The following is a 26,164-nucleotide window of genomic DNA, read 5'->3' as shown; positions in this document are numbered from 1 at the left end:
GCCACGACGGGCACCCCGATGCCTCCGCTCGACGCCTGGCTGCACCGGCACCAGAGCAGCGGGGCCGTGTGTATGACCGTGGCGCTGCTCGCCCGCTTCACGGGGCCCGCGCCCGGACCGGACGGTCTGCGGTCGCTCGTCGAGAAGCGCTGGTCGGGGTACGACCGGCTGCGGCTCGCCGTCGCGGACGCGGAGCATCCGGCGTGGCCGGGGTGGACGTCCGGGGCGTGGCCGGACCTCGTCCGGCACGTCGTCGCCGAGCCGGGCTGCCCGCCGGAGGAGCACGTCGCACGGCTGCTGGCGCGGCCTCTCGGCCCCGAGCGGCCGCCGTGGCGGCTGCACCTCCTCCCGGGAGAGAGCGGCGAGGACGGATTCGCGCTGCTGCTCCGGGCCCATCACGCGCTCCTCGACGGCCGGTCGCTGCTGGCCCTGGTCCGGGAGCTGCTCGACGGCCCGCCGGCCGCCCCCGGGCCGGCCGGCGCGCCCGTCCCGGCGCCGCGCCGCCGGCCGCTGCACGCCCTGTCCGACCTGCTGCCCCGGGCGCGGCCGCTGCCGTTCCACGGTCCGGTGGACGCCCGCCGGGCGGTCGCCTGGCGCCGCGTCACCGGCGCCGAGCTGGACGCGGCCCGGGACGGGCTGCCGACGGGGCGCGCGTCCGCCAACGCCGTGTTCCTGGCGGGCGCGGCCGGGGCGCTGCGCACGGCGGAGGCGACCGGGCGGCTGCCGTTCCTGCCGGGCGTCTGCGCGATGGTGCCCGTGGACGTGCGCCCGGCCGGTGCGGCGGCGGCGCTCGGCAACCACTACGCGGCGGTCCGCGTCCCGCTGCCGGTGACCGGCGGGCCGGGGCGGCGGCTGGCCGCGGTGGACGGCTTCACCCGGCGGGCGGCGATGCGTGAGCGGGCCCGGGCGCAGGCGCGCGCGGTGGCGGCGGCGCCCCGGCGGCACGGGCCCGTCACCGACGCGATCGGCCGCTATGTGGACTCCGCGCTGTACGCCTCGGTGCTGTGCAGCAGCCTGGCGGAGCGCACCGGGCCGCTGGCGCTGGGCGCGGCCCGGCTGACGGGGCTGTCGCTGCTGCCGCCGCTGAGCCCGGGGCACCCGCTGGCGCTGACCATGACGCGGGACACGACGGGCGCGACGCTCGCCGTGATCACCGATCACGGCCGCCGCGCGCTCGCCGACCGGCTCGCCGCCCTGCTGCGCGAGGAGATCCTCGCGCTGGGCCGGTGACCGGCCGGGCCGCACCGGCCCCGGGACGCCCGTCAGGAGTAACGTCCTCCATCGGCTCTCGTTCCTCTGGTGAAGGCACCCATTCCCCACCCATTCCCTTGGTGATGGCACCCCACGAGATCCCGGCCGCGCGGACCGCGGGGACGCTCCCCCACCGCGCGGCGACGATCGTGAAACGGAGACCGGCTCTGATGACGCCTACCGCACTCTCGGAAGAGGTCATTCCGCTTATCTACGGCGGTTTCGGGTACAGCGGCCGGATCGTCCACCACCCGGAGCCGAGGATCGCGCCCATCGTCCTGGTCGGCGGCGCCTTCCAGCACCAGGGCGGCTGGGGGAGGCTGGAGCGGATGCTCCTGGAGTCCGCCAGTGTCATCACCGTGGACCTGCCGGGCTGGGGCACCTCCGACCGCCTCCCGGCCCACCACGGCATCGACTTCCTCGCCGGCGCCCTCGACCTGTTCCTCTCGAAGATCGCCCCTTATCCGGTCAACGTGGTGGGCGCGTCCTACGGGAGCGCGGTGGCCCACGAGTGGGTGCGCCGGAACCCCGGGCGGGCCGAGCGGCTGGCCCTGGTGGGCACCATGGCCCAGCTGACAGACCATGTGCGGGCCAAGGTGGAGCTCACCATCCGGATGCTGGAGCGGGGCAGCCACGCGGAGTTCGTGGACCAGGTCATCGGCACCATGGTCTGCCGGGACCCCCGGATCACGGTCGCGCGCCGGCCGGTCGTCATCCGCTGCCTCACCCAGGCCCTGAACAAGCTGACCACCGAGGGTGTGGACAAGTACCGGGAGAACTCGCGGCGGTTGCTGGACCACGCCGAGCCCCCCGGCGGTCCCACGGTGGAGATCCCGGTGCTGGTGACGACGGGCGAGCACGACCCGCTGACCACTCCGGCGCTCAGCCGCGAGGTGTCCGCCCGGTGCGCCGACGCCCGGTTCACGGCGCTCAAGGACGCGGACCACCTCGTCCATCTGGAGCGTCCCACCGAGATCGTCGACCTGCTGCTGCGCTTCTTCGGCGGGGAGCCGCTGACCGGTCTGGACTACTGCCATCCGGTGGAGCACCTCGGGGTGCGGGCCCGCGCCGGGGTGGCGCGGGCCCCGCTGCCCGCGCCGCGCACCGGCGGGGAGCACTGAGAAACGGGCCGGCGCCCTCTCGGGGACGCCGGCCCGCTCGCCGTTCCGGGCGCGCTCAGTCCTCGTGCGCCGCCGGGGGGAGCCGGCGCAGCGTCAGCGGAGTGTGCGTCCGGTAGGCGTAGTCCAGCATCTTCGCGGCGTCCGGATAGCGGCTCGCCGCGTCGTCGAGGACCACCCCGACGACCGTCCGGCCGTCCCGCCGGGCCGAGAAGACCAGACAGGGGCCCGAGGCGCGGGTGGAGCCGGTCTTGACGCCGAACACGCCCTCGTACGAGCCGAGCAGTTTGTTGGTGTTGTACCAGGTGTACCGGCGGTTGACGTTGAGCGCCTTCTGCTGGGTGCTCACCGCCTTGGTGACCGTGGTGAACGTGCTGTTCCGCAGCGCGTGCCGGGCGAGCGCGGCGAGGTCGCGGGGGGTGGAGTAGCCGCCGCCCGCGGTGATGCCGTCGAACGAGTCGAACTTCGTGTTCCGCAGCCCCAGCGCGGCGGCCTTGGCGTTCATCCCGGCGACGAACGACCGGGTGCGCGCGGCCTCGTCGGGCCCGCTGCCGAGGGCGTCCGCCAGGGCGTAGGCGGCGTCGCAGCCGGAGGGCAGCATCAGGGCGTAGAGGAGCTGTCGCACGGTCAGCTTGTCGCCGGTCCTGAGGTCGGCGGTGCTGGCTCCGTGGCGGGTGACGTAGTCGCGGTAGGACTGCTTGACGGTGACCTGCTTGTCGAGGTCGGCGGGATGCCCGTCGAGGGCCACCACCGCCGTCATGATCTTGGTGGTGCTGGCGATCGGCCGCCGGGTGTCGGCCGCCTTGCTCCACAGCGCCTTTCCGGCACCGCTGTCGAGCAGGAACGCGCCCTTGGCGCCGATGCCCGTGGGGCCGTCGGCGGCGTGGGTCGCGGTCGGGAGCGCGACGGCCAGGGCCGCGCCGGCCGCGAGGGCGACGGCCGGCACCGCCGCCCGGCGGCGGGCCGTGCTTCCCCCATGTCGTGGCATGGAAACTCCAGGATGGCTCACTGATTCGGTTCGGGAGGAGCGCATGGTCGCACCCCGCCGCGCATGACGGGAAATCGCGCCACGAACGGGTGAGAGGTGCGTACGACCGCCCGTCCGTTCTTCGAACCGGCGTTCTCTGTAGGCGAGTTGCATGACGAGGGGCCCCGGCGGAAGACCGGGGCCCCTCGGTGCGCGGCCGGGCGTCAGAGCGAGCAGACGCCGCGCTGGTAGTCGACGATCGCCGTGTCCTGGGCGTACTCCCACTCGGGCGCCAGCAGCTTCTGGTCGAGCTGCCCGGCGGCCGTCCGGTCCTCGACGATGTAGCCGAAGTCCTGGAGCCAGGACGGGTAGAGGTTCTTCGACCCGATGTAGAACGCCGAGCCGTCCACGGACACCAGCTTGTGGTGCAGCGGGTAGGCGTGCCCGTCGGCCCACTTGGCGCTCTTCGCGCTCCGGAAGCTCGCGAGCTGGACGTTGGAGCACAAGGCGTCCTTCGCCTGGTCCCGGCCGCCGGTGACGAGGGCCAGCCGGTTGCGGAGGACGTCGCTGATCTCCGTCAGGGACTTGATCTGCGAGTAGCCGCCGCTGCCGACGGTGCCGCGGTTGGCGGGGTCGCTGACGACGATGCGGACCTTCACGCCCGACGCGATCTTCTTCGCCAGGGCGTCGTAGAGCCGGATGTCGTACTTGGCGATGGGCGGGCAGGTGGCGTTGAGGTCCTGCTGGGAGATCTCGACGTGCTTCTCCGCGCTGCCGACCAGCGCGCGCAGGGCGCTCTCCTCCGGGTTGACCGTGTCGTAGTCGCGGTCGGCGTTGGTGTTGTCGTGCAGGCCGACGACGCACTTGGTGTCGGCGGCGGACGGCAGTTCCGGCCGGTAGGCGGAGGAGGCGTCGCGGTCCTTGATGCCGACGCCCAGGCCGCCCACGGCGATCACCGGCACGTTACCGGTGGGTCCCGCGGGCTTCGGGTTGGCCTCCTTCTCCAGGTCCGCCATGCAGGACGCGCCCTCTGAGGCGGCGTACCAGACGCTGGCGACGTTGCCCTTGTTGCCGCAGGTCCAGCCCCAGAGGGTGTCCAGGTAGCGGCCGGCGGTGGAGGCCGCGGGGCCGGTCAGGGCCAGGTCGACGTCGGTGACCGGGTGGGTGGTGTCGACGTAGTCGTTCTTCCAGTCGTTGATGCCGCCGGTGATCGCCGACTCGCCGTCCACCACCAGGAGTTTGGAGTGGTTCCACGAGAAGGCCGTCTTGGACGTGGTCATCGAGGCCACGTTCAGCGTGACGGCGCCGGCCGCGGTACCGAGCCGCGCGCGGAGGTCGTCCAGGTAGGCCGAGGGCCGTACGTTGATGTGGTACAGCGGCGCGGCGCCGACGAGGACGCGGACGCGGGGCTTGTTGCCCGCGGCCACCGACGCCTTGAGGCCGGCCGCGATGGCGTCCTGGAAGGCGCCGTCGGGGAACGGCGCGAGGGTGGAGATGTCGACCGTGCGCCGCGCCCGGGAGATGTTCTCGGTCATCTTGGCGAGCAGCCGCTTGGTGCCGGGGCGCTCCGCGCAGCCGGCGTCGCCCCAGCAGCCGGGGGTCTGCAGCAGCCAGTCGGTGGGATCGGCGGCGGAGGCGTCGAGCTTGTTGCCCTCGGTGCGCTGCCAGACGTCGCCCTCCAGGCCGGGGGACACCTGGCGCAGGGTCCGCTCGACGGCGTCGAGGTGCGGGGCGCCGGGCGCGTCCCCGGCGGCGAGCGCCGGGCCGGCCGGCAGGAGAGCGAGGAGGACGGCGGGAACCGTCGCGCGGCGGGTGAGGCGGTGTAAACGGCGGAGCAAGGCTGCGTCCTTCGGACTGGGGAGTCGGGGATCCGTACGGAACTGAACGGTCGACGCCCGCACGCCTGAACGGCCTTCGAACGGCATGCGGATGATCAACTTCCCAGAAGTTACCAGGAGCCGCCGCGGCCCGGCAGCGGGTGGCCGTGACGGCTCCCGGCGGGGCCACTCGGGGCGCGGGTCGCGGTGGCAGCGGAAGCCGGGACGCGGCGCGGCCGGACGGCCGTCGCGGCGCCCTGGGAACGGAAGATTTGCCGTTTCCGCAACAAGGTTTGCCCGGTGGCCCGGCGGGCGTCGACCATGGCGGCACGCGGGCGCCACGGAGGCGCCGGCACCGCGGTGACGCGGTGAGCAGAGTGAGGAAGATCCCGTATGACGGACATCCGGCCGAAGCCCGCCCCCGAGGTCTTCTGGGAGGAGTTCTACGGGCGTGACGACCGCGTGTGGAGCGGGCGGCCCAACCCGCTGCTGGTCCGGGAGGCGGCCGGGCTCGCGCCGGGCACCGCCCTGGACCTCGGATGCGGCGAGGGGGCCGACGCGATCTGGCTCGCCGCGCGGGGCTGGGAGGTCACCGCCGTCGACATCTCGGCGACCGCGCTGGAGCGGGGCGCCGCGCACGCCGCCGAGGCGGGGGTCGCGGACCGGATCGACTGGCGGCGGCACGACCTGGGCGAGTCGTTCCCCGAGAGCCCCGAGAGCCCCGACGGCGGTTACGGCCTCGTCTCCCTCCAGTTCCTGCACTCCCCGCTGGAGTTGCCGGTCGAGCGGATCGTCCGGTCCGCCGCGGCGGCGGTGGCGCCCGGCGGCGTCCTCCTCTTCGTGGGCCACGCCGAGAGCCCGTCCTGGAAGCGGCAGGCCCACGCGGACGTCCGCTTCCCCACCGCCGGCGAACTCCTCGCGGCCATGGGCCTGCCGTCGCCGGACTGGCACGTCGAGGTCCGGGAGTCGCTGCGGACGGAGGTGACCGGGCCGGACGGCGAGGCGGGGTTCCGCGTGGACCACGTCCTGCGCGTCCGGCGCCTGCGCTGACCCATGGACCATCCGGCCCGAGGGGGAACACCACCCGGAACGACCGCCCGGCGGGCCGCTCAGGCGTCCCGCCGCGCCGGAAGCCGCTTGCGGCCCCGGTCCAGTGCCTCGACGACGACGGCGGCGGCCACGACGACCGCCGCGCCGGCCACGTAACACCACGGGCGCGGAAGGTAGTTGACCGCCGTCATCACGCCGGGCTCCTTGTCGGTGAACGCGCGGTAGACGATCGCGATCACCCCTTCCCAGAGGCCGAGCGTGAACGCCACCACCATGCCCAGCCGGTACCCCGCCTCGTCCATCACCGCTCCCACCGTGTCGCGTCACTTCCCGCAAGGACGGTACGAGCGTATCCACGAGTGGCGTCGAAAAGGCCCGGATCCGCTGGTCGTCCTGCTGTAACGTCACACTTTCTTGCGGCTACCCTGAGCACATGCGTGACGAAAAGCAGGTGTCGGCCTGCCGCGTGTGCCGCGCCCCGCTGGCACCGGCCGGGCGGGGCCGGCCGCCCGTGTACTGTTCGCGCGGCTGCCAGGCCCGGGCCTACCGGCGCCGCAAGGATCCGCCGCCGCCCGCGCCGGAGACTCCGCCGCCGGCCGTCCCGTCCGGGCGGCGGCGGCAGATCGCCGAGGCGGTGTGGCGCGTCGCCGCCCAGCGGGGGCTGCACGCGGCGAGCATGCGGGAGATCGCCGCCGAGGCCGGGGTGTCCCTGCGCGTCGTCCAGTACCACTTCGACAGCAAGCACGATCTGCTCGTGGCCGCGCTGCGCATGCTGCACGACGAGAGCGCGCGGCAGGCCGACGCCCGGGTCCGGGCGCTGGGCCGGCCGTCCGACCCACGGGCGCTGCTGCGGGCCGTCCTCGACGAGTTCCTGCCGCTGGACGAGTGGCGCCGCGTCGCCCTGCGCGTCCACGCCGCGTACTACGCGCGCAGCCTCACCGACCCGGCGCTCGCCGAGGTCTTCCTCCACGACGCCCAGCCCCTGGAGGACCTGGTCACCGCGCTCGTCGCCCGGCTGCCCGCCGGCTCCGCCGGCCTGCCGCCGGTCGACCCGCGGCGTGAGGCCGACCTGCTGGTCTCCGGCGTCATCGGGCTGAGCATCGACGTGCTGCACGGGCGCCGGAGCCTGACCGACGTACGGCGCACGGTGGACCACCACCTGGAGCGGATCTTCGCGGCGGGGGCGGGCTGACACGACGGCCGGGGCGCGCACGTCCCGCCCCGGCCGTCCGGGACACCCGCTCGGCCCCCGCCGCTCCGGCGCCGGCAACGACCGGACCTCCTCGTCGTGCAGCTCCCTCCGGCAGGCGAAGCTCTGCCGCGACACGGCCTCCCGAGCCCTCCCGAGCCGCCGGTTCACGGCGGTGCCCGGGCGTCGCCGGCCGAGGCCGACGGCCCGGCCGACGAGGGCGCGCACACCACAGGCCCGCCGGCCCCCGGCCCACCGCGGCCGACGGGTGGACGGAGGTGCCGCCGTGCCGTCTGCGGCGCGGCGGGAGGGGGAACACTTCCGGAGTACCTCCGCGTCCCCGGGAAGGGGGTGTCCCGTGCCCGAGTCCCCCGTTCCCGAGCCCCCCGGGCCCGAGTCCCCGGCGGCCGCCGGTCCGCGTCCGGGGCGGGGTGATTTCTGGGCCCGGGCGTGGGCCGCCTACGAACGGCGGTACCCGGCCGATCCGCTGGTCATGGCCCAGGCGTTCCTCTTCGCCGGGCTGCCGCCGTCCCGGGCGGAGCTGCGCGAGATGGTGCGCCTGGCCGCCCGGTTGATGCCCGCGCTGGCGCCCGCGGAGGCCGAGACGACGGCCGTCCTGGACCGGCACGTCTTCGAGACGCAGGCCGAACGGGGCTCGGGCGAGCGGGGGTTGCGCGCCGTGCTGGGGCGGCTGGCGGTGGCACCGCTGCCGGACACGGGTGCGGACCTGTGGCTGGTGACGGGATACGCCCCGGGGGCGTTCGCGCTGGTGCCACGGGTCCGGCACGGTCTGCTCGACGGGGTGGGCGGCAGCGCGGTCACCGCCCTCATCGTCCGGGCCCTCGCCGGCTCCGGTCACGGCCCGGGGCCGGAGCCGGCTCCGCTCGCGGGGGCCGGCCCGCGGACGGCGAGCGGGTGGGGCGTGTGCCGGGCGGCACTCCTGCTGGCCGACATCGCCGTCGGCGTCCCGCCGGCCGCCCGCCTGGCGGTGGTCCGGGACCGGGCTCCGGACGAACCGCTGCTCCACCGCTGGGCGTTCCTCCGCACCGCGCTGCTGCGCCCGGTGATGTCCGCCTTCGACGCCGGCCCCAGCGACGTCGTCCTCGCCTGCCTGGCGGGCGCCTTGGGGGCACGGGACGGGGGCGGCCGGGTGCCGCGCACGGTGACGGCGCTGGTGCCGGTGACGCTGCGGGCGGACGCGCACGGGCCGGAGGACGGCAACCGGTTCGTCGGGGCGCGGGTGCGGCTGCCCGTCGGGGAGCCGGACCCCGTACGCCGGCTGGCGGCGGTGGCGGCGCGCATGCGCACGGTACGGCGGGTGGCGGCGCGCCCCGAGACGGAGCTGCTGCTGCGCTGGTGTCCCGACGCCGTGGCGGCGTGGACGTTGCGGCGCGGCCTCCGTCCGCGGGTGAGTTCCCTGCTGGCGACCCACGTGCCGGGACCGCCGGGAGGACTCAGGGTGCCGGGCCGGCGGGTGGACCACGTGGTGCCGCTGACGTTCCTGCCCGCGCGCCACCCGCTGGCCGTCGCGGTCATGGACTACGGCGGTGAGATCTGCGTCGCCTTCACGGCACGCGCCGGGTTCGGCGGGCTGGACGGCCTGCCGCGGCGGCTCGAGGAGGCGGTGCGCGAGCTGTGCGCGGCGGCCGTACCGGGCGATGGCGGGCGGTGACTCCGGCCGCTACGGCCGGGCGACCGCCAAGGCCCGTTCGAGGTAGGGGCCGTCGACGGGCCGGGGAGCCGGCAAGTCGCCGACGCACGCCGCCAGACGGGTGCGCTCGTAGGTGCGGTGCTGGCCGCCGTACCCCAGCAGGGGGCCGAACTCCCGTATGACGTGCGCCTCCAGTCTGGTGGGGTCGTCGATCCGCGGCACGATGGTGAGGGACACGCCGGGGTGGACCGCCTCCATCGCCCGGGCGATGGCACGCACCGGCGTGTTGTCCGGGTGGGTGACGTGGACGGTGAGCGCACCGGGCTCGCGATGGGCGGTGACGGCCCGGACCATGGCCCGGACCGCCCAGTCGGCCTGGAGGAGGTTGAGTGATCCGTCCGGGGCCCCCTGGAGGCGGAAGCGCAGCGTCCCCGGGGGTGTTCCGCCCCGGGCGTACGGCGCGGCGGGGGTGCGCGCGGCGCGTTCGTCCAGGGTCGCGCGCAGGGTCCGGGAGAGGACGGCGAAGGGGTGCGGCGGCAGTCCCTCGGGGGCGGGACGGTCGTCGAGGAGGACGCTCGGCCGCAGGACGGTGACGGTACGGCCACGGGCGCGGGCCCAGTGCCGGACCATCCGCTCGGCGGTGAACTTGCTCTGCTCGTAGGCGTTGTGGAAGCCGGCCGCGTCGCACAGGTCCGTCTCCCGGACCACTCCGCGGGTGCGGCGGCCGGCGACGTAGGCGGTGCTGACGTGGGCGAGGCGGGCCGCCGGCAGGCGGTCGGCCAGTTCCAGGACGCGGCGGGTGCCGAGGACGTTGACGCGGTGGACGGGCAGGGGGTCCCCGTACAGGGCGGTCGCGGCGGCGCAGTGCCAGACGGCGGTGGGGGCGGCGGCCGCGGCGTCCGGGAGCGGCCCGGCGCCGGCGAGGTCGGCGGACAGACCGCGCAACCGGTCGTAAGCCCCGGGCCGGAGCGTGCCGTTGACATCAAGCCAGGCGACGGCCGCGCGGACGCGGTCGAGCAGCACGTCCGGGGCGTCGCGGCCGAGGACGACGACGGGGGTGTCGTCGTCCCGGCTCAGGAGGTGGTGGACGAGCCTGCTGCCGAGGAACCCCGTGGCGCCGGTGACGAGTACGGGCATGGGCGACGTCCCTCCGGCGGTCCGGGTGTTCCGGGGGCCGGTGCGTCCGGTGGGCGAGGTCGCCACCGTGGAACGGCCGGCAAGGGGGTCCACCGGTGGACCCGACGGCCCCTCAGCGCCGCATTGACCTCCCCAAATGCCCAGCAGGGAAGCCCTATTGGCCGGATTTCACTCAGACGAGTGAATACCCATACCGGGCCGCTTAGCGCGTGTTTTCAGGCGAAGAAATGACATGAGCCCGCCGGCCGCCGGCCTCCCCGCTCACAGACGGCGCGTACACCGGCGGGCGGCCCGGCGACGGTCGGCGGCCGGACCGCCGACGGGCGATGAGGGGAGGGCCGTGGACATGGCAGCGGACGGACGAGGGGCCCCGGACGAGGCCGCCGCCATCATCGGGGTCTCCTGCCGGCTGCCGGGCGGCATCGGCGGCCTGCCGGAGCTGTGGACGGCCCTCGAAGAAGAGCGTGACATGATCACGACAGTCCCGGCGGACCGGTTCGACACCGCCCGCTTCGTCGACGTCAGCGGCCCCCGGACCGGCAAGAGCTACACGGCCGCCGGCGGATTCCTGGACGACGTCGCGGGCTTCGACGCGGCCTACTTCGGCATCGCGCCCAAGGAAGCCGCCGCCATGGACCCCCAGCACCGGCTGCTTCTGGAACTGACCGCCGAGGCGCTGGACGACGCCGCCGTCGACCCGGCCCGGCTCGCCGGCACCGGCACCGCCGTCTTCGTCGGCATCTCCGACGGCTCGTACCCCCTGATGCCGGCACCGCGCGAGATCACCTCCTACACCATGGTCGGCGGCGCGCTCTCCCTCGCCGCGAACCGCGTCTCCCACGCCTTCGACCTGCGCGGCCCCAGCATGGCCGTCGACACCGCCTGCTCCTCGGCGCTGGTCGCCCTGGACCGGGCCTGCCGGGCCCTGCGGGACGGCTCCTGCCGGACGGCGCTGTGCGGCGGCGTCAACGTGCTGATCAACCCGCAGCAGTTCCTGGGCTTCTCGCAGGCGTCCATGCTCTCCCCGCGCGGCAGGTGCGCGGCCTTCTCCGCCGACGCCGACGGCTTCGTCCGCGCCGAGGGCGGTGTCATGGTGCTGCTCAAGCCCCTGGCGGACGCCCGCGCCGACGGCGACCGCGTCCACGGGGTGATCCTCGGCACCGGCACCAACTGCGACGGCCGCACCCCGGGCGTGTTCCTGCCCAGCGCCGAGGCGCAGGAGGACCTGGTGCGCCGCGTCTGCGCCGAGGCGGGCGTGGACCCCGACGAACTCGTCTACTTCGAGGCCCACGGCACCGGCACGCCGGTCGGCGACCCCATCGAGGCGACCGCGATCGGACGGGCCCTGGGCATGCGCCGGATCACCGGTGACCTGCCCGTCGGATCGGTGAAGGCCAACCTCGGCCACCTGGAACCCGCCGCGGGGCTGGCCGGGCTCTGCAAGGCCCTGCTGGTGCTGCGGCACCGCGCGGTGCCCGCCTCCCCGCACGCCGAACCGGTCAACCCGGCCATCGACTTCACGGGCCTGGGGCTGCGCCCGGTCACCGCGCGCCTCCCGGTGGCCGCGCCCGGGCGCGCGGTCGTGGGCGTCAACTCCTTCGGGTTCGGCGGGGCCAACGCGCACGTCCTCGTCGCCGCGCCCGACCCCGTGCCGGAAGCCGTCCCGCCGTCCCCGGCCCGCCCGCTCCCGGTACTGGTCTCCGCCCGCTCCGCCCGGGCGCTCCGCGAGGCCGTCACCCGGCTCGCGGACCGCCTCGACACCTGCCCGGAGCGGGAGTTCCCCGATATCGCGGGCACCCTCTGGCGGCGCGGCCGGCACGAGCACCGCGCGGTCGTCCTGGCCGCCGGCGCCCGCGAGGCCGCCCGCGGACTGCGCGCGCTGACGGCGGACGGGCCCGCGCCGGACGCTCCCGGGGGAGCCGTCGGGAGGGCCGCCGGGCGCGGCCGGGTGGTGTTCGTGTACGCGGGCAACGGCTCCCAGTGGCCCGGCATGGGCAGCGGTGCGTACGCCCGCGAGGCGGCCTTCCGGGACGCGGTGGACGAGTTGGACGCCCACCTGGCGCCGCGCCTGGGCTGGTCCGTGGCCGAGACGCTGACCCGGCCGCCCGGCTCCTGGCGCCTGGAGGCCACGGAACGCGCCCAGCCGCTGCTGCTCGCCGTCCAGTTGGGGATCACCGCCGTCCTGCGCGCGCACGGGATCACGCCCTCCGCCGTCCTCGGGCACAGCGTCGGCGAGGTGGCCGCCGCGCACGCCGCCGGTGCCCTCGACACCGAGCGGGCCGCACGGGTCATCGCCGAACGCTCCGCCGTCCAGGCCCCCACGCGCGGCCGCGGGCGCATGGCCGCCGTCGGCCTGTCCGCCGAGGAGGCGGCGGACGTGCTCGCCCGGTACGGGGACGCCGTGGTGCTCGCCGGGATCAACAGCCCGCGGGACGTCACCGTCGCCGGCCCCGCCGACGGCCTGGCCGCCATCGGCGGACACCTGCGCGCCCGGGGGGTGTTCTTCCAGGAGCTGGACCTCGACCACGCCTTCCACAGCCCCGCCATGGACGACTGCGAGGCGCCGCTGACCCGCGCGCTCGCCGGGCTCGCCCCCTCCCCCGCCGCCGTCCCCTTCTACTCCACCGTCACCGGCACCCCACTGCGCGGCACGGAACTGGACGCCCACTACTGGTGGCACAACGTCCGCCGGCCCGTGCGCTTCGCCGACGCGGCGGCACTCGCCCGCGAGGACGGCGCGGACGTCTTCCTGGAGCTCGGTCCCCACCCCGTCCTGAGCGGCTACCTGCGCAGAAGCACCGGAGGGGACCGCCGGGCTCCCGCGGTGGTGCTGCCCACCCTGCGCCGCGGTGACGACGGGCCACAGGCCCTGTCCACGGCCGTGGCCGCGCTGATCGCCGCCGGCGCCGACGCCACCGGCCCCGCCTTCCGCCCCGGACGGGCCGTGGACCTGCCGGCCTACCCCTGGGAGCACCGGCGCCACTGGACGAGCGGCCCAAAGGCGTGGCTGCGCACCAGCGGCGACGGAACCCTGGACCACCCGCTGCTCGGCGAGCGCATGCCGGCCCCCCACCCGCAGTGGCACGGCCCCGTCGAGCCGGTGCTGGTGCCCTGGCTGGGCGATCACCGCGTCCGGGGGTCCGTCCTCCTGCCCGCCACCGGATACGTCGAGATGGCCCTGGCGGCCGGCCGCCGCGCGCTGGGCGACGGCCCCGTCGAAGCCGGGCACCTCCTCATCCACGGCGCGCTCGCGGTGGCCTGGGACGACCCCGGAGCCGTCCGGCTCCAGACGTCCCTGCGCCCGGACGACGGTACGGTGACGATCGCGAGCGCCGTCCGGCCCGGCGACCCGCCGCGGATCCACGCCACCGCCCGGGCCCGCGCCCTGACCGCTCCCCGCCCCGCCCCGGTGGACTTGGCCGCCGTCCGCGCGCGCTGCCCGGAACCCGTCGCCGTCGCCGGCTACTACCGCGACCTGGCCGAGGCGGGGCTGGAGTACGGGCCCGCCTTCCGGGTGCTCACCGAACTGGCCGCCGGCCCCGCCGAAGTGCTGGCCGCCTACCGGCACGACGCCCCGGGGACGCCGTACGTCCTCCACCCGGTCGTGCTGGACGCCGCACTGCACGCGGGGGTGCGGCTGCTCGCGGACCGGCTCGACGCCGGGCACGTCTTCCTCCCCGCCTCCATCGCGGCGGTCCGGGTGTGGGACACCCCGCCCCCCACCGGATTCTTCTGGCTCCGGGAGCGCTTCCGCTCCGAGGAGGAGATCCGGTGGGACGTCACCCTCACCGACCCGGACGGCAGGGTCACGGTCCGCGCCGAAGGCTGCCGGCTGCGCCGGATGGCCGTCACCGGCGGCACCCCGGTCACCGTCCACCACACCGTCGTGCGCGCGGCCCTCCGGCCCGGAGAGCCCTGCGCCCCCTCGCCCCTGCCCCCGCCGCGGCGGATCCTCGACGGCCTCCGCCCGCCGGAACCACCGCTCCGCCCCGACGGCGAGCGCCGCGCCCGGGCCGCCATCGACGCGTTCGCCGCCCGCCACCACGCCAACGCCCTCGCGCGCCTCCTGCCCGACGCCCGGGCGCCGTTCACCGTGGACGTCCTGCTCGGCCCCGACGCGCCGGACGGACACCGTGCCTGGGCCCTGCGCGTCCTCGGCCTGGCACACCGGCACGGCACCGCCGAGCCCCTCGGTGACGGCCGCCACCGGCTGACCGCCGAGGCCCACGACACCGCCGAGGCCGCCCACCGCTGCCTGGCCGCCGACCCGGCCTTCGGCACCGCCCTCGCCCTGGCCGCCACGGCGGACCGGTACTGGGCCGCCGCCCCGGACGCCCCGCCCGCGGACCTGACGGCCACCGCCGACCAGGTGCGCGGGGCGCTGCCCGCGGACCGCCGCCGGTACCGGCTGCTCCGCGCCCTGTTCGCCCGGGTCGTCGAACTCTGGCCGTCCGACCGGCCGTTGCGCGTCCTCGACACCGGCGACGGGACGACCGCCCTCGCGCTGCTCCCGGTCCTGCCACCCGACCGCGTCCGCTACCACCTCACCGGCGTGCCGCCGGCCGCCCGCGCCGCGCTGCCCGCCCGGCTGGCGGACCTGGGCCACGACGGCCTCGTCGAACTCATCGAACCCGTCGAACCCGTCGAACCCGTCGAGACGACGGACCCGCCGGCCGGCGCTCCCGCCCACGCGTACGACGTCATCGTCGACGACCGGCCGGGCGACCACCCCGACCCCGACGCCGTCCTCCGCCAGGCGGCCGCCCTCCTGGCGCCCGGCGGACACCTGGTCACCTCCCTCGCGCACGACACCGGGCTGCGCGACCTCCTGTACGGGCCGGGCGACGGGCCGAACCCCGCGCTCCGCCCGCCCCCGGACGACGACGCCTGGCCGGAGGCGCTGCGGCGCGCCGGATTCACCGGTGTCGCCCGCACCGGCATCGACGGGTACACCGTCCTGCTGGGCGCCGCGCCCCACGCCGCGCCCCGGACCGAGCCCCTGCCGTGGCCGCCGCCCGCCGCGCGCCCGGAGGCGACGTTCCTCCTCCTGGCCGACGACCGGAGGGAGGACGCGCTGAGGGACGCCCTCGCCGCCGCCCTCACCCACCCGGGCGCGCCCCCGGTGCCCACCGGCCGCGTGGCCACCACGCCGGAGGAGTGGACCGGCCTGCTCGACGCAGGGGCGTCGGACGTCGTCCTGCTCCTCGGCCGCACGGCCGGCACCGGTCCGGGCGCCCCGGCCGCCCACGCCGCCCGGACGATCGCCGCGCTCGGCGCCCTGGCCGCCGCCTGCGGTCACCGGAGCGCCGGCCGGGAGCCGCGGCTCTGGCTGGTCACCCACCCGCACGACGCGCTCCCGGGCGCCGTCCACCACGCCGACCCGGCCGCCGCCGCGCTCTGGGGCGCCGCCCGTACCCTCGCCAACGAGCATCCGCGCCTGCACACCCGCCGGATCGCCCTGGCCCGTACCGGGGATCCGGCCGCCGACGCCGGGCGCCTGGCCCGCGAACTCCTCGCGCCCGACGGGGAGGACGAGGTCGTGCTCGCCGCCGGGGGCCGGTTCGTGCCCAGGGAACGGCCGGGTACGGCCCCCGAGCGGGTGCGGACGGACGGCGCCGCGTTCCGCCTGCGGGTGCACGACCACGGGCTGAACTACCGGCTGTCCTGGGCGGAGACGGAACCCGGGCGACCCGGCCCGGGGGAAGTGGCGGTGGCCGTGCGCGCCGTCGGGCTGAACTACCGGGACGTCATGCAGATCACGGGACTGCTCCCGGGCGAGTTCACCGAGGGCACGCCCTCCGAACACGGCCCGGGCGTCGAGTGCGCCGGCACCGTCACCGCCTGCGGCCCCGGCGTGACCGCCTTCCGGCCGGGTGACCGGGTCGCCGGCATCGCGCCGTCCTGCCTGGGCACGCACACGGTCACGCCGGCCCACTGGCTCACGCCGCTGCCCGACGACTGGGCCTTCGCCGAGGGCGCCAGCAGGATGATCGCCGCCGTCACCGTCCACTACGGGCTCGGCCACCTGGCCCGGCTGCGCCCGGGCGAGACGCTCCTGGTCCACGGCGCCGCGGGAGCGGTCGGGCTGTTCGCCCTGCACTACGCCTGGCGGGTCGGGGCGCGCCCCATCGCCACCGCCGGCAGCGGAGTCAAACGTTCCGTCCTGCGCTCCCTCGGGGCCGAGGACGTCCTGGACTCCCGCGCCCTCGACTTCGCCGACCGGGTCCGCGCCCTCACCGACGGCCGGGGCGTCGACGTGGTCCTCAACTCGCTCGCGGGCGAGGCCATCGTCCGCGGCCTCGAACTCCTGCGCCCCGGCGGCCGGTTCGTGGAACTGGGGAAGCGCGACATCCACGAGAACAAGCCCCTGCCCCTGCGCCCCTTCCAGAACAACATCGCCTTCTTCGCCGTCGACATCTCCGCGCTCCTCCCCGACCGGGACTTCTGCGCACGGCTGATCGACGAGGCGCTGAGCGCGGAACGGGGCGACGGCGAGTACCACGGCCTGCCGCACAGCGTCTTCCCCGCCGCCCGGGTCCACGAGGCGTTCCGCCTCCTCCGGCACTCACGGCACATCGGGAAGGTCATCGTCACCTTCGACCCCGAGGACGAGCCCGTCCCCGTCGAACCGGCCGCGGCCCCGCCCCGGCCCGACCCGGCCGGCACCTACCTCGTCACCGGCGGAACCGGCGGCTTCGGCGCCGCCACGGCGGTCTGGCTCGCGGACCGCGGCGCCCGGCACATCGCCCTGGTGAGCCGGCGCGGGGCGGAAGCCCCGGAGGCCCCGGCCGTCCTGGCCGCGCTGGCGGCCCGCGGCGTCCGGGTCACCGCCCACGCCGCCGACGTCACCTCCGTGAAGGCCATGCGGAGCCTGATCAGGCGGATCGACCGCACCGGCTTCCCGCTGCGCGGTGTCGTCCACGCCGCGGCGCACTTCGACGACGCGCCGCTCACCGAACCGGACGAGGCCCGGACCGCCGCCGTCCTGGCGCCCAAGGCGACCGGGGCCGCCGTCCTCGACGCGCTCACCCGCGACCGGGACTGCGACCTCTTCCTGTGCCACTCCTCCGGCACCGCGCTGCTCGGCAACGTCACCCAGGCCGCCTACGCGGCCGGGAACCTCGTGGTGGAGGCCCTGGTCCGGCGGCGCCGCCGGGAGGGCCGCCCCGGCCTGGCCATCGCCTGGGGCGCCCTGTCCGGCACCGGTCACGCCGCCCGCGACGATCTTCTTGAGGGCCTCGCCGCGCTGGGTGTCGAACCGCTCTCGCCACGGCGGGCGTTCGCCGCCGCCGAGCGCCTGCCCGCGACCGCCGACGTCGTCGGTGTCGGGCGCTACCGGTGGCCGCGCGTCGCGGGCCTGCTGCCCCAGGCGGCCGGCCCCCGTCTCGGCGCGCTCGTCCCCGCCGGTGCGGCCGACGACGGCGCCGCGCGCGAACAGCGGCTCGACGTCCTCCGCCGCATGCCCGCCGACACCGCACTCGACCACCTCGTCGAGGACCTCACCCGCCTGGTCGCCGACGCCCTGGGCGTCTCCCCCGACGGCCTCGATCCGCACACCCGGCTCGACGCCTACGGCATGGACTCACTGACGGGCACCCAGTTCTTCGCCACGCTCCAGGAGATGTTCGACGTCCGCATCCCTCCGATGGAACTGCTCAGCGGCAACGGCACCATCGCCGGTATCGCCGGTCAAGTGCACATGGCGCTCGGGCCGGCGGGGGCGGGAGGCGGTGACGACGCGGAGGAGGCGGCCGCGGCGCGGGGGACCGACGGCGCGGACGGTCACGCCGGTCACGCCGGAGAGCCGGCGGGGCTCCAGGAGGCGGAGGCGTGAGACGGACGAAGCACCTCGGCCCGGCGGGCGCGGATCGGGCGGGAGTCCCCACCCGTGCCCGGCCGGGGTGCCGGTGCGCGGAGAGTCCGACGCCGCCGAGCTCATCGTCCTGCCGGGCCCCGTACGCCGGGGGCGTCGCCGGACGCGGCGCCCCGAGGCACAGCACTCCCGCGGTCGGGCGCCCCGCCCGTACCCGTCACCGCCCCCTGCGCCTCCGGCGCGCCCCGCAGCTCCTCCGCCTCCTCCGTCTCCCGCGCCTCCTGCACCTCCCGCACCTCCCTCCACTCCCGCCGCGCCCCGCCCGTGACCACCACCGTGACATGGGCGGCCCCCGCCGCCAGCAGCGTCGGGCTCAGGCCCATGGCGGCGGTCAGCGCGCCGGCCGCCAGGCCGCCGAATCGGGGGTACGGGCCGCGGGCACGCCCGTCATGACCGCCCCGCTCCCGTCTCCCCCGGCGCGGCGTCCTGCCCGGGGTCGGGCAGGACGTGCAGGACGACCTTCACCTGCTCGGCGCCGGCGGGTGTGGCATCCTCCGCGCCCGGCGTGAAGCGGCGGTACCGGGCCAGCACGGCCCGCAGTTCCGCCGACAGTTCGGCGGTCTCCCCGGGCGTGAGCCGCAGCAGCCAGTCGCTCGTCTCCAGGACGTCGCGCCAGGGCCGGGGCATGGACGGCGCCCGGCCGAGGGCGACTTGGGTGTGCAGCGCGTGCATGCCGGCGACGGAGCCGCGGAACGCCGCGGCGGCCTCCGGTTCCTCGTCGTAGAGGCTCTTGTCGCGGAGCCACGTCGTCTCGTGGGCCGCGCGCCACCAGCGCTCCCGCGCGTTGCCGCGCTCGCCGTCCTCGGCCACGAACCCGGCCGCGGCGAGCTGCCGGAGGTGGTAGCTGGTCACGCCCGATCCGACGCCCAGGTCCTGGGCGAGGCGGGTGGCGGTGGACGGCCCGTGGGTGCGCAGCAGGCCGACCAGCCGGACGCGGAGGGGGTGCGCGAGGGCGCGGAGGCCCTTGGCGTCCAGGACCACGTCCGTCTCCGGATCGGGCACCAACCCCTTTGGCTTGCTTGCGAGTTCACTCTCGTCTGCCATGAGTGGGCACTCTAGACCGCCAAGAGTTCTTCGCAAAGAGGTTTTCGCGAAGAACTGTTGGCGGTCGCTCCTGCTCCTCTCAGCGGACCGCGTCGTAGGCGCCCAGCGCGATCTCGGCGCAGTGGCGCAGCGACTCCGTGCCGGGCGCGAAGTAGCCGGTGTGGCCGTGGGCGCCCGCCGAGGAGACGCGACGGGCGCCGAAGTCCGCGGAGGTGGGGTCGGCGCCGTGGCCGAGCCCGAACAGCTCGACGTTGGGGATGTTCCCGATCCAGTCGTCGGCGTTGCGGCGGACGGCCCAGACCCGGGCGGTGGTGCGCAGGCCGGCGGCGGAGCCGGCGCGGACGCCCGGGCTGCCCAGGACGACGAGGTCGGTCGCCTCGCCGCGGCCGATGGCGTGGGCGGCGAGGCCGCAGACCACCGAGCCGTAGCTGTGGCAGAAGACGGCCGGCGCGGCGGCCCCGGCGGCGGCCAGCCCGGCGAGGAAGCGGTCGAGACGGGGTGCGCCGGCTTCGGCGAGCCGGCCGGTGGCGGCGTCGGGGCCGACGCCGACGGGGGTGGTGTAGCCGGCCCAGGCGATGACGGCGGTGGGGGTGCCGGGCGACCGCCGGGCCATCTCGGCGCGCAGGGACCGGGCCATGCCGGCCGGGGTGCCGTAGGGGTCGGTGCGCCGGTCGAAGGAGGACAGGTCGATGTCGGAGCCGGGGACGACGACGGCCGTCCGCCGGGCGCCGGCCAGGTCGCCGTACACCTCGGCGAGCTGGCCGCGCCCGCGCGGGTCGAAGGCGAGGATCCGCCGCCCGGGAGCGAGGAGTTCCCGGTAGCGGTCGGCGAGGGCGCGGGCGTCCGCGCGCTCGTACTCCGGGAGGGAGGTGTCGGCCGCCTGCCGGAGCCGGTCGGCGCGCTCGGCGGCGAGGGCGCGGCGGTTGGCCGCGTACCGCAGGGCCGGCGGGGCGCCGTCCAGGTTCCCGACGACCAGGGGGTGGCGGTCCGCGAGCCGCTGCCGGGCACCCTCGGGAAGGGCGGCGAAGAAGCGGGCGACCTCTGCGGGCGAGGCGGTGGCCGGGTCGGGCAGGGTGCGGTGGAGGGAGTGGTCCGCGCGCCAGGCGGCGGTGCCGGGCGGCGGGCCGGTGACCGCGGCCTCCCGGTGGGCGGCGGCCCAGCCCGCCGTCCCCGCGACCACGGTCGTGGTGAGCGCGACGGCGGCCAGGGTGCGCTTGAAGCGGTGCATGTCGGGGCCTTCTCCCTCGTTCCGTGCGGTGCGGGGGGAAGGTAAGGAGGCGGCACCCGGGCGGGCGTCACACTCCGGGGCCAACTCGGGAGTGATACCGGGGTAGGGGGTGGCGCATGGTGCGCGGCGCGGAGTAGCGGGCACGGACGCCCGTTCGCCCTCCCGCGCCGGACCGTCCTACGCTACGGGGATGATCATCGAACCCCGCACCGTCGCGCCCGGCGTCGTCCTCCGCCTCGCGACCCTCGACGACGCGGCCGGCCTGTCCCGGGCCTACTCCGAGAACCGGGATCACCTGCGCCCCTGGGAGCCGCACCGGGCCCCGGAGTTCTTCACCGCCGAGGGCCAGACGGCCCGGCTGGGCGAGCTGACAGCGCTGCGTCGGGAGGGACGGATGGTGCCCTGGGTGCTCGATGACGAGCGGGAGGGCATCGTCGGCATCGTCAACCTGAGCAATATCGTGCGGGGCGCCTTCCAGAGCGGCTCGCTCGGCTACTGGGTCGCCGCCCGGCGGGCCGGCCGGGGGCTGGCCACCGCCGCGGTGACGGCCGTGTGCCGGACAGCGGCCGATGATCTCGGGATGCACCGGGTGGAGGCGGGCACGGTGATCGCCAACGCCGCTTCCCAGCGCGTCCTGGCGAAGTGCGGTTTCGAGCGGATCGGCACCGCCCGGAACTACCTGCGCATTGACGGCGCCTGGCGTGACCATTACCTCTTTCAGAGGATCCTGCACGACCGTGAGCCGCGCTGACATCGCACCGGCCCCACGGCTTTTCAGCCGTCCCACAGCCATTCCCCGTGCTCACGACGCACGATTGCATCGCAATCTATGGTTCGCCGAAGCACGGCTGTTACATGACAGTCGGAAAACCGCGCCCCGCGAGTCGTAAGATCTTACGGTCAACTAAGGGGGGTTGGTTCGACTTTGTCCGACATGTCCGCGTTTGCTCAACCGCGCTTTGGGCGCAGGAGATGGGAGACCCCTGTGCCGGGGCGAATATCACGACTGTCCCGCCGCCGGGTTCTCCAGGTCGGTGGTGCGGGCCTGGTCGTCGGAACGGGCACGGTGGGGGCCTGGCAGTGGCTGGCCCCCGGTTCGGCGCAGGGCAGCGGGCACGAGGACGAGTTCCCCGTGCAGCCGGCGAAGGTGGTGACGACCGAGTCGTTCGTCCACATCATCGCGCACCCCGACGACTCGCTGTACTTCATGAACCCGGAGCTGGAGCAGTCCATCCGGAGCGGCGCCCCGACCGTCACCGTGTGCCTCACCGGCGGTGAGTCGGACGGTCGCAACGCCCTTTCCCAGACGCCCGGGTACCCGAAGCTGCCCATGAAGCGGCCGGAGTTCGTCCGCGCGCGCATCAACGGCCTGCGCGAGGCGACCGCCCAGATGGCCACCGGCGACTGGCTCAGCCCCTGGCGGGTGGAGACGACGCAGCTGATCCCCGGCTTCCAGGCGGAGCTGCACACGCTGAAGGCCGCTCCGCAGGTCCAACTGATCTTCCTTGAGCTGGTGGAGGCCCGGTTCATCCGGGTGCCGCGCAAGGAGAGCCTGCGCGGGCTGTGGCTGGGGGTCACGCCGAAGCTGACGACGCTCGTCCCGGCGCACAGCCCGGTCAAGCGCACGTACCTGTACGAGCGCAAGCACGTCATCGACTCGCTGGTGGCGGTGCTGGACCGGTACCGGCCGACGGTCGTCCGCACCCTCGACCCCAACCCGACGCACCGGGCGATCCAGCAGCAGTTCCCCGGGGTGGCGCACGAGCTGGAGGGCATATCCCACTACGACCACCAGGACCACACCACCTCCGCCCATTTCGCCCAGGCGGCGCTGGCCGAGTACTGGGGACGCCGGCACAGCCGCCCCACGGCGGTCGAGAACTACGTCGGCTACGAGGTCTCCCTCCTGCCGTCCAACCTCGACGCGGCGACCACCCGGCACAAGGTGAAGCTCCTCGACATCTACGGCTGGGCCGACGGCAAGGACTGCGGTGACCCCGCCGGCTGCGGCGACCGCAAGGTCGGCGCCCGCTCCAAGGACGTCCGCTGGTCCAACAACCTCCGCTACCGGGCGCCCGGCACCCAGCGCTGGGTGCAGCCACTGCCCGACGGCCGGCTCGCCGCGTTCGCGCTCCTCGACGGCGCCGTGCACTGCTGGACCGAGACCAAGCCCGGGACCGGCGCCTGGTCCGGCCCCGCCAAGATCGGCGGGTCGATGCTGGAGGGGCAGGTGGAGGTCCTGCGGCACGCGGACGGCACGCTCCAGCTGTTCTCCGTGCGCACGGTCCTGCCGAGCCGCGGCACCCCGCACCACCGGGAGATCGTCACCGCCCGGCAGAACGGCAAGCCCCGCCCGGGAGCCGTCCCGTCCTTCGGGAACTGGGAGTCCCTGGGCTCGCCCGAGGCCGATCCGGAGCGGTCGATGGAGGTCGGCTACCCGGTGACCGTCGCCGGCAAGGACGGCAAGGTCTTCCTCTTCGTCCGCGACTGGGCCGGCGGCCTGATGTACCGCACCGGCGAGCACGGCACGGACTGGACCGACTGGGAGCACCTGGAGTCGGACGGGGACCAGCCGCCAGTGGTCCTGGACGGGCTGGACGCCGCCCTGGACGACAAGGGCCGGATCCATGTGGTCGCCGCCGACAGCAAGACCGTCTACCACTGGATGTCCGAGAACGAGGGCGAGCCGCCGCAGCCCACCGGGGCGACCCGGCTGCCCACCGCGAGCGGCCCGCTGTCGCTGGCCGCCTTCTCGGGCGGCGGCGTGCGGCTGGTCACCCGGCAGCCCTCCACCGCGCGGGTCATGGTCGCCGAGCGCCCGGCGAACGGCCCCTGGCGGATGACGGCCGACCTGCCGCCGATCGGCGGGTACGGCCGGGTGGCGCTGGCCCAGGACGGCCGGAACGTGGTCCTCGCCGCCCGGGACGCCCGGGGCCGGGTGCGGCTGTCGAAGGGCTCGGGGCGTCCCGGCCCCTGGCAGGGCGGCGGCGTGACGTACCGCGCCACGCCGGGCGTCGCCCAGGACGCGCGGGGCCTGACGACCGTCGTGGTGCTCGGCATGGACGGCAAGCTGAGCAGTTCCCGGACGCAGACGTCGGGCAAGTACCCGTTCACGGCCTGGACCGGGCAGGACGGGCGGTCGCAGGGCGGCACGTCGGTGTAGGGGCCTGTGCGCGAACGGCCGCGCCGCCCGCCCCGGTTTCCGGGGCCGGGCGGCGCGGCCGTCGCGGTTCGGCCCGGTTCAGGCGGCGGGCCGCAGCCGTCCCGCGATCTCGCGCACCACCGCGTCCTGATGCTCCGTCAGGTAGAAGTGGCCGCCGGTGAAGACGCGCAGGTCGAAGGAGGACGCGGTGTGGCCGGCCCAGGCCGCCGCCTCGTCCACGGACACCTTGGGGTCGACGTCGCCGGTCAGCGCGACCACGGGGCAGCGCAGCGGCGGCCCGGGCTCGTAGCGGTAGGTCTCGGCGGCCCGGTAGTCCGACCGCAACACCGGGAGGATCATGCGGACGAGCTCGTCGTCTTCCAGCACCTGGGCGTCGGTGCCGCTCAGCCGCCGGGTCTCGGCGAGGATCCCGTCGTCGTCCCTGAGGTGGACGGTCTCCTCCCGGTGGATCGACGGGGCGCGGCGGGCGGACACGAACAGGGCGGTCGCGACGACGTCCTTCTCGCGCTCGAACCGCCGGGCGACCTCGAAGGCGAGGGAGGCGCCCATGCTGTGGCCGAAGAGGGCCAGCGGCCGGTCGGCCCAGGGCAGCAGCATCGAGAAGACCCGGTCCGCGAGGTCGGGGATGTTGTCGACGAGCGGCTCGTCCCGGCGGTCCTGGCGGCCGGGGTACTGGACGCAGAGGACGTCGGCGACGTCGGGCATGGCCCGCGCCATCGGGTAGTAGAAGCTCGCCGAGCCGCCGGCGTGCGGCAGGCAGACCAGCCGGACGTCAGCGTCCGGACGCGGCGCGAACCTGCGTATCCACTGGGTGTTCTCCTCGGTGATGCCTCGGACGTCGTTCACGGGACGGGTCTTCCTTCCAGGGGCTGCCGGGCGGTGCCGCGGACCGGTGGACACCACGATGACAGGTCCGGGTCCCCCACCGGCCGGCCGGGTAGGGCCAGGTCAGACGTGCCCTGGAAGCCGGCTCCGCACACCTGATGCGGCGGGCGTCACGTTCGGCGGCCCGTCGCGGGCCGGATGTCCTGCCGGACGATCCGCTCGATGTTCCGCTCCGCCAGCGCGGTGATGGTGAGGAACGGATTGACGCCGAGCGAGCCGGGGACCAGCGCGCCGTCGGTGACGTAGAGGCCGGGGTGCCCGGGGATCCGGCCGTACGGGTCGGTGGCGCGGCCGAGCACGCAGCCGCCGAGGGGGTGGTAGGTGAAGTCGTCGGCGAACGCCTTGGCGCGGGGGCCGAAGAGGTCGTACCGGTAGTCGGTGCGGTTGGCGCGGTTGACGCGGTCGAAGAAGGAGCGGGCGGCGTCGACGGCGGGCCGGTTCTGGTCCCGGGTCCACCGCAGCCCCATCCGGTCCGTGGCGCGGTCGTAGACGAAGGTGCCGCGCTCGGGGTTGCGGGTGATCGCGATGTAGAGGCTGATCCAGGTCTCGGTGCCGGCCGGCACCGGGGTGATCTCGGCGAAGACCGGGTGCCGCGGGTCGTCCCAGTCGTCGAGGCCGAGGGCGGGGACGGTGGACTGGTGGCAACCGGTGGGGTCGGTGGGGTGGTTGGCGCGCGCGGCCATCACGTTCCCGTTGGGTCCCCAGCCGCGGCCGATCTCGGGGCCGAGGTCCGGCAGGGTGCCGGTCTCCCGGGCGCGCAGCAGGAGTTCGGTGCTCCCGAGGCTCCCGGCCCCGAGGAACAGCCGCCGGCAGCCGATCTCCTTCACGGCGATCCGGCGCCCGGCCTCGTCGGACCGCTCGACCGTCAGGACGTAACCCCCGGCCCGGCGGGGACGGATGGTTTGCGCCCGGTGCAGGGTCGCGATGGTGACCCGCCCGGTGCGCAGGGCGGCGGCCAGATAGGTCTTGTCGAGGGACATCCGTCCGTGGTTGTTGCCGTAGATCAGCTCACCGGCGAGCGCGGACCGCGGTGCCGTACCGTCCGCTTCCCTCCGCATATGCCCGAAGTCATAGACGTTGTCGAGGAACACCGACCGCAGCCCGGCCCGCGCCGCCTGCTCACGCGCCACACGCGAGTACCGGTACCACTCCGTCCCCTCGAACCAGGTCCGGTCGACGCCGTTGGCGCGCAGCATGGCACGGGCGCGCGGGAAGTAGCGGCGGTACATCTCCCCCGCGTCCACCCCCGGGAGCACCCGCCGCAGGTAGTCACGGCGAGGCGCCACGGCCATCCCCCCGTTGACCAGCGAGCCGCCGCCGACACCGCGGCCCGCGTAGACGGCCATGGACCCGAAGTCGACCCGGTCGAGGACGCCGGGGTACGGCTCGATGTTCCGGTCGACGACGTCGAGCCAGAGGAACGAGCCGAGGGGCGCCGCGGTCCGGGTCCGGAACCAGCTCGACCGCCGGTCCGGGTCGAGCATCCCGCAGAACACCCGCCCGTCCGCCCCCGGCCGGTCCCACCACCGCCCCATCTCCAGCATCAGCACCCGCTCCCCCGCCTCCGCGAGCCGTAACGCCGTGACGGCGGCCCCGTACCCGGTCCCGACGACGACGGCGGGCACGAACGCCCCGTCCCGCGCGACCTCGGCGGCTTCGGCACCGGACGCCCCGGGCAGGATCCCGCCGCCGAACGCCGCGGCCCCCAGCGCGAGCCCGCCACCGAGCACCCGACGACGGGACGGATGACGCTGAACCGACATGGACACACCTCACCTCTCCGGGGCCCTG

General features: G+C 75.6%; 17 protein-coding genes. 8 read left to right on the top strand and 9 right to left on the bottom strand.

The window, feature by feature from the left end:
* Window positions 1-18 precede the first annotated feature (18 nt).
* Both ACH4PU_RS27515 and ACH4PU_RS27510 read left to right on the top strand, forming a co-directional pair.
* Window positions 19-1,230, top strand: coding sequence for a wax ester/triacylglycerol synthase domain-containing protein (locus ACH4PU_RS27515; protein ID WP_398277469.1), 1,212 nt, complete (start codon window positions 19-21; stop codon window positions 1,228-1,230).
* Window positions 1,231-1,421: 191 nt separating this feature from the next.
* The gene (locus ACH4PU_RS27510; RefSeq protein ID WP_398277465.1) at window positions 1,422-2,372 is read left to right on the top strand and encodes an alpha/beta fold hydrolase; all 951 of its coding nucleotides are present in this window, start codon (window positions 1,422-1,424) and stop codon (window positions 2,370-2,372) included.
* Between the two features lie 55 nt (window positions 2,373-2,427).
* Here ACH4PU_RS27510 and ACH4PU_RS27505 read toward each other — a convergent pair whose 3' ends face one another.
* Together ACH4PU_RS27505 and ACH4PU_RS27500 are read right to left on the bottom strand one after the other, a co-directional pair.
* Window positions 2,428-3,357, bottom strand: coding sequence for a D-alanyl-D-alanine carboxypeptidase family protein (locus ACH4PU_RS27505; protein WP_398277462.1), 930 nt, complete (start codon window positions 3,355-3,357; stop codon window positions 2,428-2,430).
* A 203-nt stretch (window positions 3,358-3,560) separates the two neighbouring features.
* The gene (locus ACH4PU_RS27500; RefSeq protein WP_398277459.1) at window positions 3,561-5,174 is read right to left on the bottom strand and encodes a phospholipase D-like domain-containing protein; all 1,614 of its coding nucleotides are present in this window, start codon (window positions 5,172-5,174) and stop codon (window positions 3,561-3,563) included.
* A gap of 372 nt (window positions 5,175-5,546) precedes the next feature.
* Between ACH4PU_RS27500 and ACH4PU_RS27495 the strand changes: the two genes are divergently transcribed.
* Window positions 5,547-6,203, top strand: coding sequence for a class I SAM-dependent methyltransferase (locus ACH4PU_RS27495; RefSeq protein ID WP_398277456.1), 657 nt, complete (start codon window positions 5,547-5,549; stop codon window positions 6,201-6,203).
* Between the two features lie 59 nt (window positions 6,204-6,262).
* Here ACH4PU_RS27495 and ACH4PU_RS27490 read toward each other — a convergent pair whose 3' ends face one another.
* Window positions 6,263-6,505 carry a hypothetical protein gene (locus ACH4PU_RS27490; RefSeq protein ID WP_398277453.1) on the bottom strand — a complete coding sequence of 81 codons (243 nt, stop codon included), beginning with the start codon at window positions 6,503-6,505 and terminating at the stop codon, window positions 6,263-6,265.
* A 131-nt stretch (window positions 6,506-6,636) separates the two neighbouring features.
* Here ACH4PU_RS27490 and ACH4PU_RS27485 point away from each other — a divergent pair, with 131 nt between their 5' ends.
* A complete protein-coding gene (locus ACH4PU_RS27485) occupies window positions 6,637-7,395 on the top strand; it encodes a TetR/AcrR family transcriptional regulator (protein ID WP_398277450.1) in 759 nt (252 codons plus the stop codon).
* Between the two features lie 355 nt (window positions 7,396-7,750).
* The gene (locus ACH4PU_RS27480; RefSeq protein ID WP_398277447.1) at window positions 7,751-9,064 is read left to right on the top strand and encodes a WS/DGAT domain-containing protein; all 1,314 of its coding nucleotides are present in this window, start codon (window positions 7,751-7,753) and stop codon (window positions 9,062-9,064) included.
* Between the two features lie 9 nt (window positions 9,065-9,073).
* On the opposite strand, the gene ACH4PU_RS27475 is transcribed toward ACH4PU_RS27480, so the two are convergent.
* The gene (locus tag ACH4PU_RS27475; RefSeq protein ID WP_398277444.1) at window positions 9,074-10,180 is read right to left on the bottom strand and encodes an SDR family oxidoreductase; all 1,107 of its coding nucleotides are present in this window, start codon (window positions 10,178-10,180) and stop codon (window positions 9,074-9,076) included.
* 346 nt (window positions 10,181-10,526) lie between these two features.
* Between ACH4PU_RS27475 and ACH4PU_RS27470 the strand changes: the two genes are divergently transcribed.
* On the top strand, window positions 10,527-18,014 hold the full coding sequence (locus tag ACH4PU_RS27470) for an SDR family NAD(P)-dependent oxidoreductase (protein WP_398277441.1): 7,488 nt from the start codon (window positions 10,527-10,529) through the stop codon (window positions 18,012-18,014).
* A 101-nt stretch (window positions 18,015-18,115) separates the two neighbouring features.
* Here the strand turns inward: ACH4PU_RS27470 and ACH4PU_RS27465 are convergent, their stop codons facing one another.
* The 3 genes from ACH4PU_RS27465 to ACH4PU_RS27455 all read right to left on the bottom strand — a co-directional run bounded on the left by ACH4PU_RS27465 (window position 18,116) and on the right by ACH4PU_RS27455 (window position 20,325).
* Window positions 18,116-18,376 carry a hypothetical protein gene (locus tag ACH4PU_RS27465; RefSeq protein ID WP_398277438.1) on the bottom strand — a complete coding sequence of 87 codons (261 nt, stop codon included), beginning with the start codon at window positions 18,374-18,376 and terminating at the stop codon, window positions 18,116-18,118.
* 64 nt (window positions 18,377-18,440) lie between these two features.
* Complete coding sequence (locus ACH4PU_RS27460) at window positions 18,441-19,097, bottom strand: helix-turn-helix domain-containing protein (protein WP_398277435.1); 657 nt, start codon at window positions 19,095-19,097, stop codon at window positions 18,441-18,443.
* 79 nt (window positions 19,098-19,176) lie between these two features.
* Window positions 19,177-20,325, bottom strand: coding sequence for an alpha/beta hydrolase (locus tag ACH4PU_RS27455; RefSeq protein ID WP_398277432.1), 1,149 nt, complete (start codon window positions 20,323-20,325; stop codon window positions 19,177-19,179).
* A gap of 190 nt (window positions 20,326-20,515) precedes the next feature.
* Here ACH4PU_RS27455 and ACH4PU_RS27450 point away from each other — a divergent pair, with 190 nt between their 5' ends.
* Window positions 20,516-21,076 (top strand): GNAT family N-acetyltransferase, encoded by a 561-nt coding sequence (locus ACH4PU_RS27450; RefSeq protein WP_398277429.1) that lies wholly within the window; start codon window positions 20,516-20,518, stop codon window positions 21,074-21,076.
* 234 nt (window positions 21,077-21,310) lie between these two features.
* A complete protein-coding gene (locus ACH4PU_RS27445) occupies window positions 21,311-23,488 on the top strand; it encodes a PIG-L family deacetylase (protein WP_398277426.1) in 2,178 nt (725 codons plus the stop codon).
* Window positions 23,489-23,566: 78 nt separating this feature from the next.
* Here ACH4PU_RS27445 and ACH4PU_RS27440 read toward each other — a convergent pair whose 3' ends face one another.
* Complete coding sequence (locus ACH4PU_RS27440; protein WP_398277423.1) at window positions 23,567-24,334, bottom strand: thioesterase II family protein; 768 nt, start codon at window positions 24,332-24,334, stop codon at window positions 23,567-23,569.
* A gap of 149 nt (window positions 24,335-24,483) precedes the next feature.
* The gene (locus ACH4PU_RS27435; RefSeq protein WP_398277420.1) at window positions 24,484-26,136 is read right to left on the bottom strand and encodes a GMC oxidoreductase; all 1,653 of its coding nucleotides are present in this window, start codon (window positions 26,134-26,136) and stop codon (window positions 24,484-24,486) included.
* Window positions 26,137-26,164: the final 28 nt, after the last annotated feature.

The organism is Streptomyces sp. NPDC021100, from assembly GCF_044333095.1.
Lineage (GTDB): Bacteria > Actinomycetota > Actinomycetes > Streptomycetales > Streptomycetaceae > Streptomyces.
The sequence above is the reverse complement of the archived record's forward strand: the minus strand, read 5'-3'. Positions and strand labels throughout refer to the sequence as shown.

What these genes read in the sequence shown, in the direction of transcription:
- ACH4PU_RS27455 (WP_398277432.1), bottom strand. Translation starts at nt 20,325, where the DNA reads ATGCACCGCTTCAAGCGCACCCTGGCCGCCGTCGCGCTCACCACGACC.
- ACH4PU_RS27465 (WP_398277438.1), bottom strand. Translation starts at nt 18,376, where the DNA reads ATGGGCCTGAGCCCGACGCTGCTGGCGGCGGGGGCCGCCCATGTCACG.
- ACH4PU_RS27510 (WP_398277465.1), top strand. Translation starts at nt 1,422, where the DNA reads ATGACGCCTACCGCACTCTCGGAAGAGGTCATTCCGCTTATCTACGGC.
- ACH4PU_RS27495 (WP_398277456.1), top strand. Translation starts at nt 5,547, where the DNA reads ATGACGGACATCCGGCCGAAGCCCGCCCCCGAGGTCTTCTGGGAGGAG.
- ACH4PU_RS27515 (WP_398277469.1), top strand. Translation starts at nt 19, where the DNA reads ATGCCTCCGCTCGACGCCTGGCTGCACCGGCACCAGAGCAGCGGGGCC.
- ACH4PU_RS27475 (WP_398277444.1), bottom strand. Translation starts at nt 10,180, where the DNA reads ATGCCCGTACTCGTCACCGGCGCCACGGGGTTCCTCGGCAGCAGGCTC.
- ACH4PU_RS27435 (WP_398277420.1), bottom strand. Translation starts at nt 26,136, where the DNA reads ATGTCGGTTCAGCGTCATCCGTCCCGTCGTCGGGTGCTCGGTGGCGGG.
- ACH4PU_RS27490 (WP_398277453.1), bottom strand. Translation starts at nt 6,505, where the DNA reads ATGGACGAGGCGGGGTACCGGCTGGGCATGGTGGTGGCGTTCACGCTC.
- ACH4PU_RS27450 (WP_398277429.1), top strand. Translation starts at nt 20,516, where the DNA reads ATGATCATCGAACCCCGCACCGTCGCGCCCGGCGTCGTCCTCCGCCTC.
- ACH4PU_RS27470 (WP_398277441.1), top strand. Translation starts at nt 10,527, where the DNA reads ATGGCAGCGGACGGACGAGGGGCCCCGGACGAGGCCGCCGCCATCATC.
- ACH4PU_RS27460 (WP_398277435.1), bottom strand. Translation starts at nt 19,097, where the DNA reads ATGGCAGACGAGAGTGAACTCGCAAGCAAGCCAAAGGGGTTGGTGCCC.
- ACH4PU_RS27505 (WP_398277462.1), bottom strand. Translation starts at nt 3,357, where the DNA reads ATGCCACGACATGGGGGAAGCACGGCCCGCCGCCGGGCGGCGGTGCCG.
- ACH4PU_RS27485 (WP_398277450.1), top strand. Translation starts at nt 6,637, where the DNA reads ATGCGTGACGAAAAGCAGGTGTCGGCCTGCCGCGTGTGCCGCGCCCCG.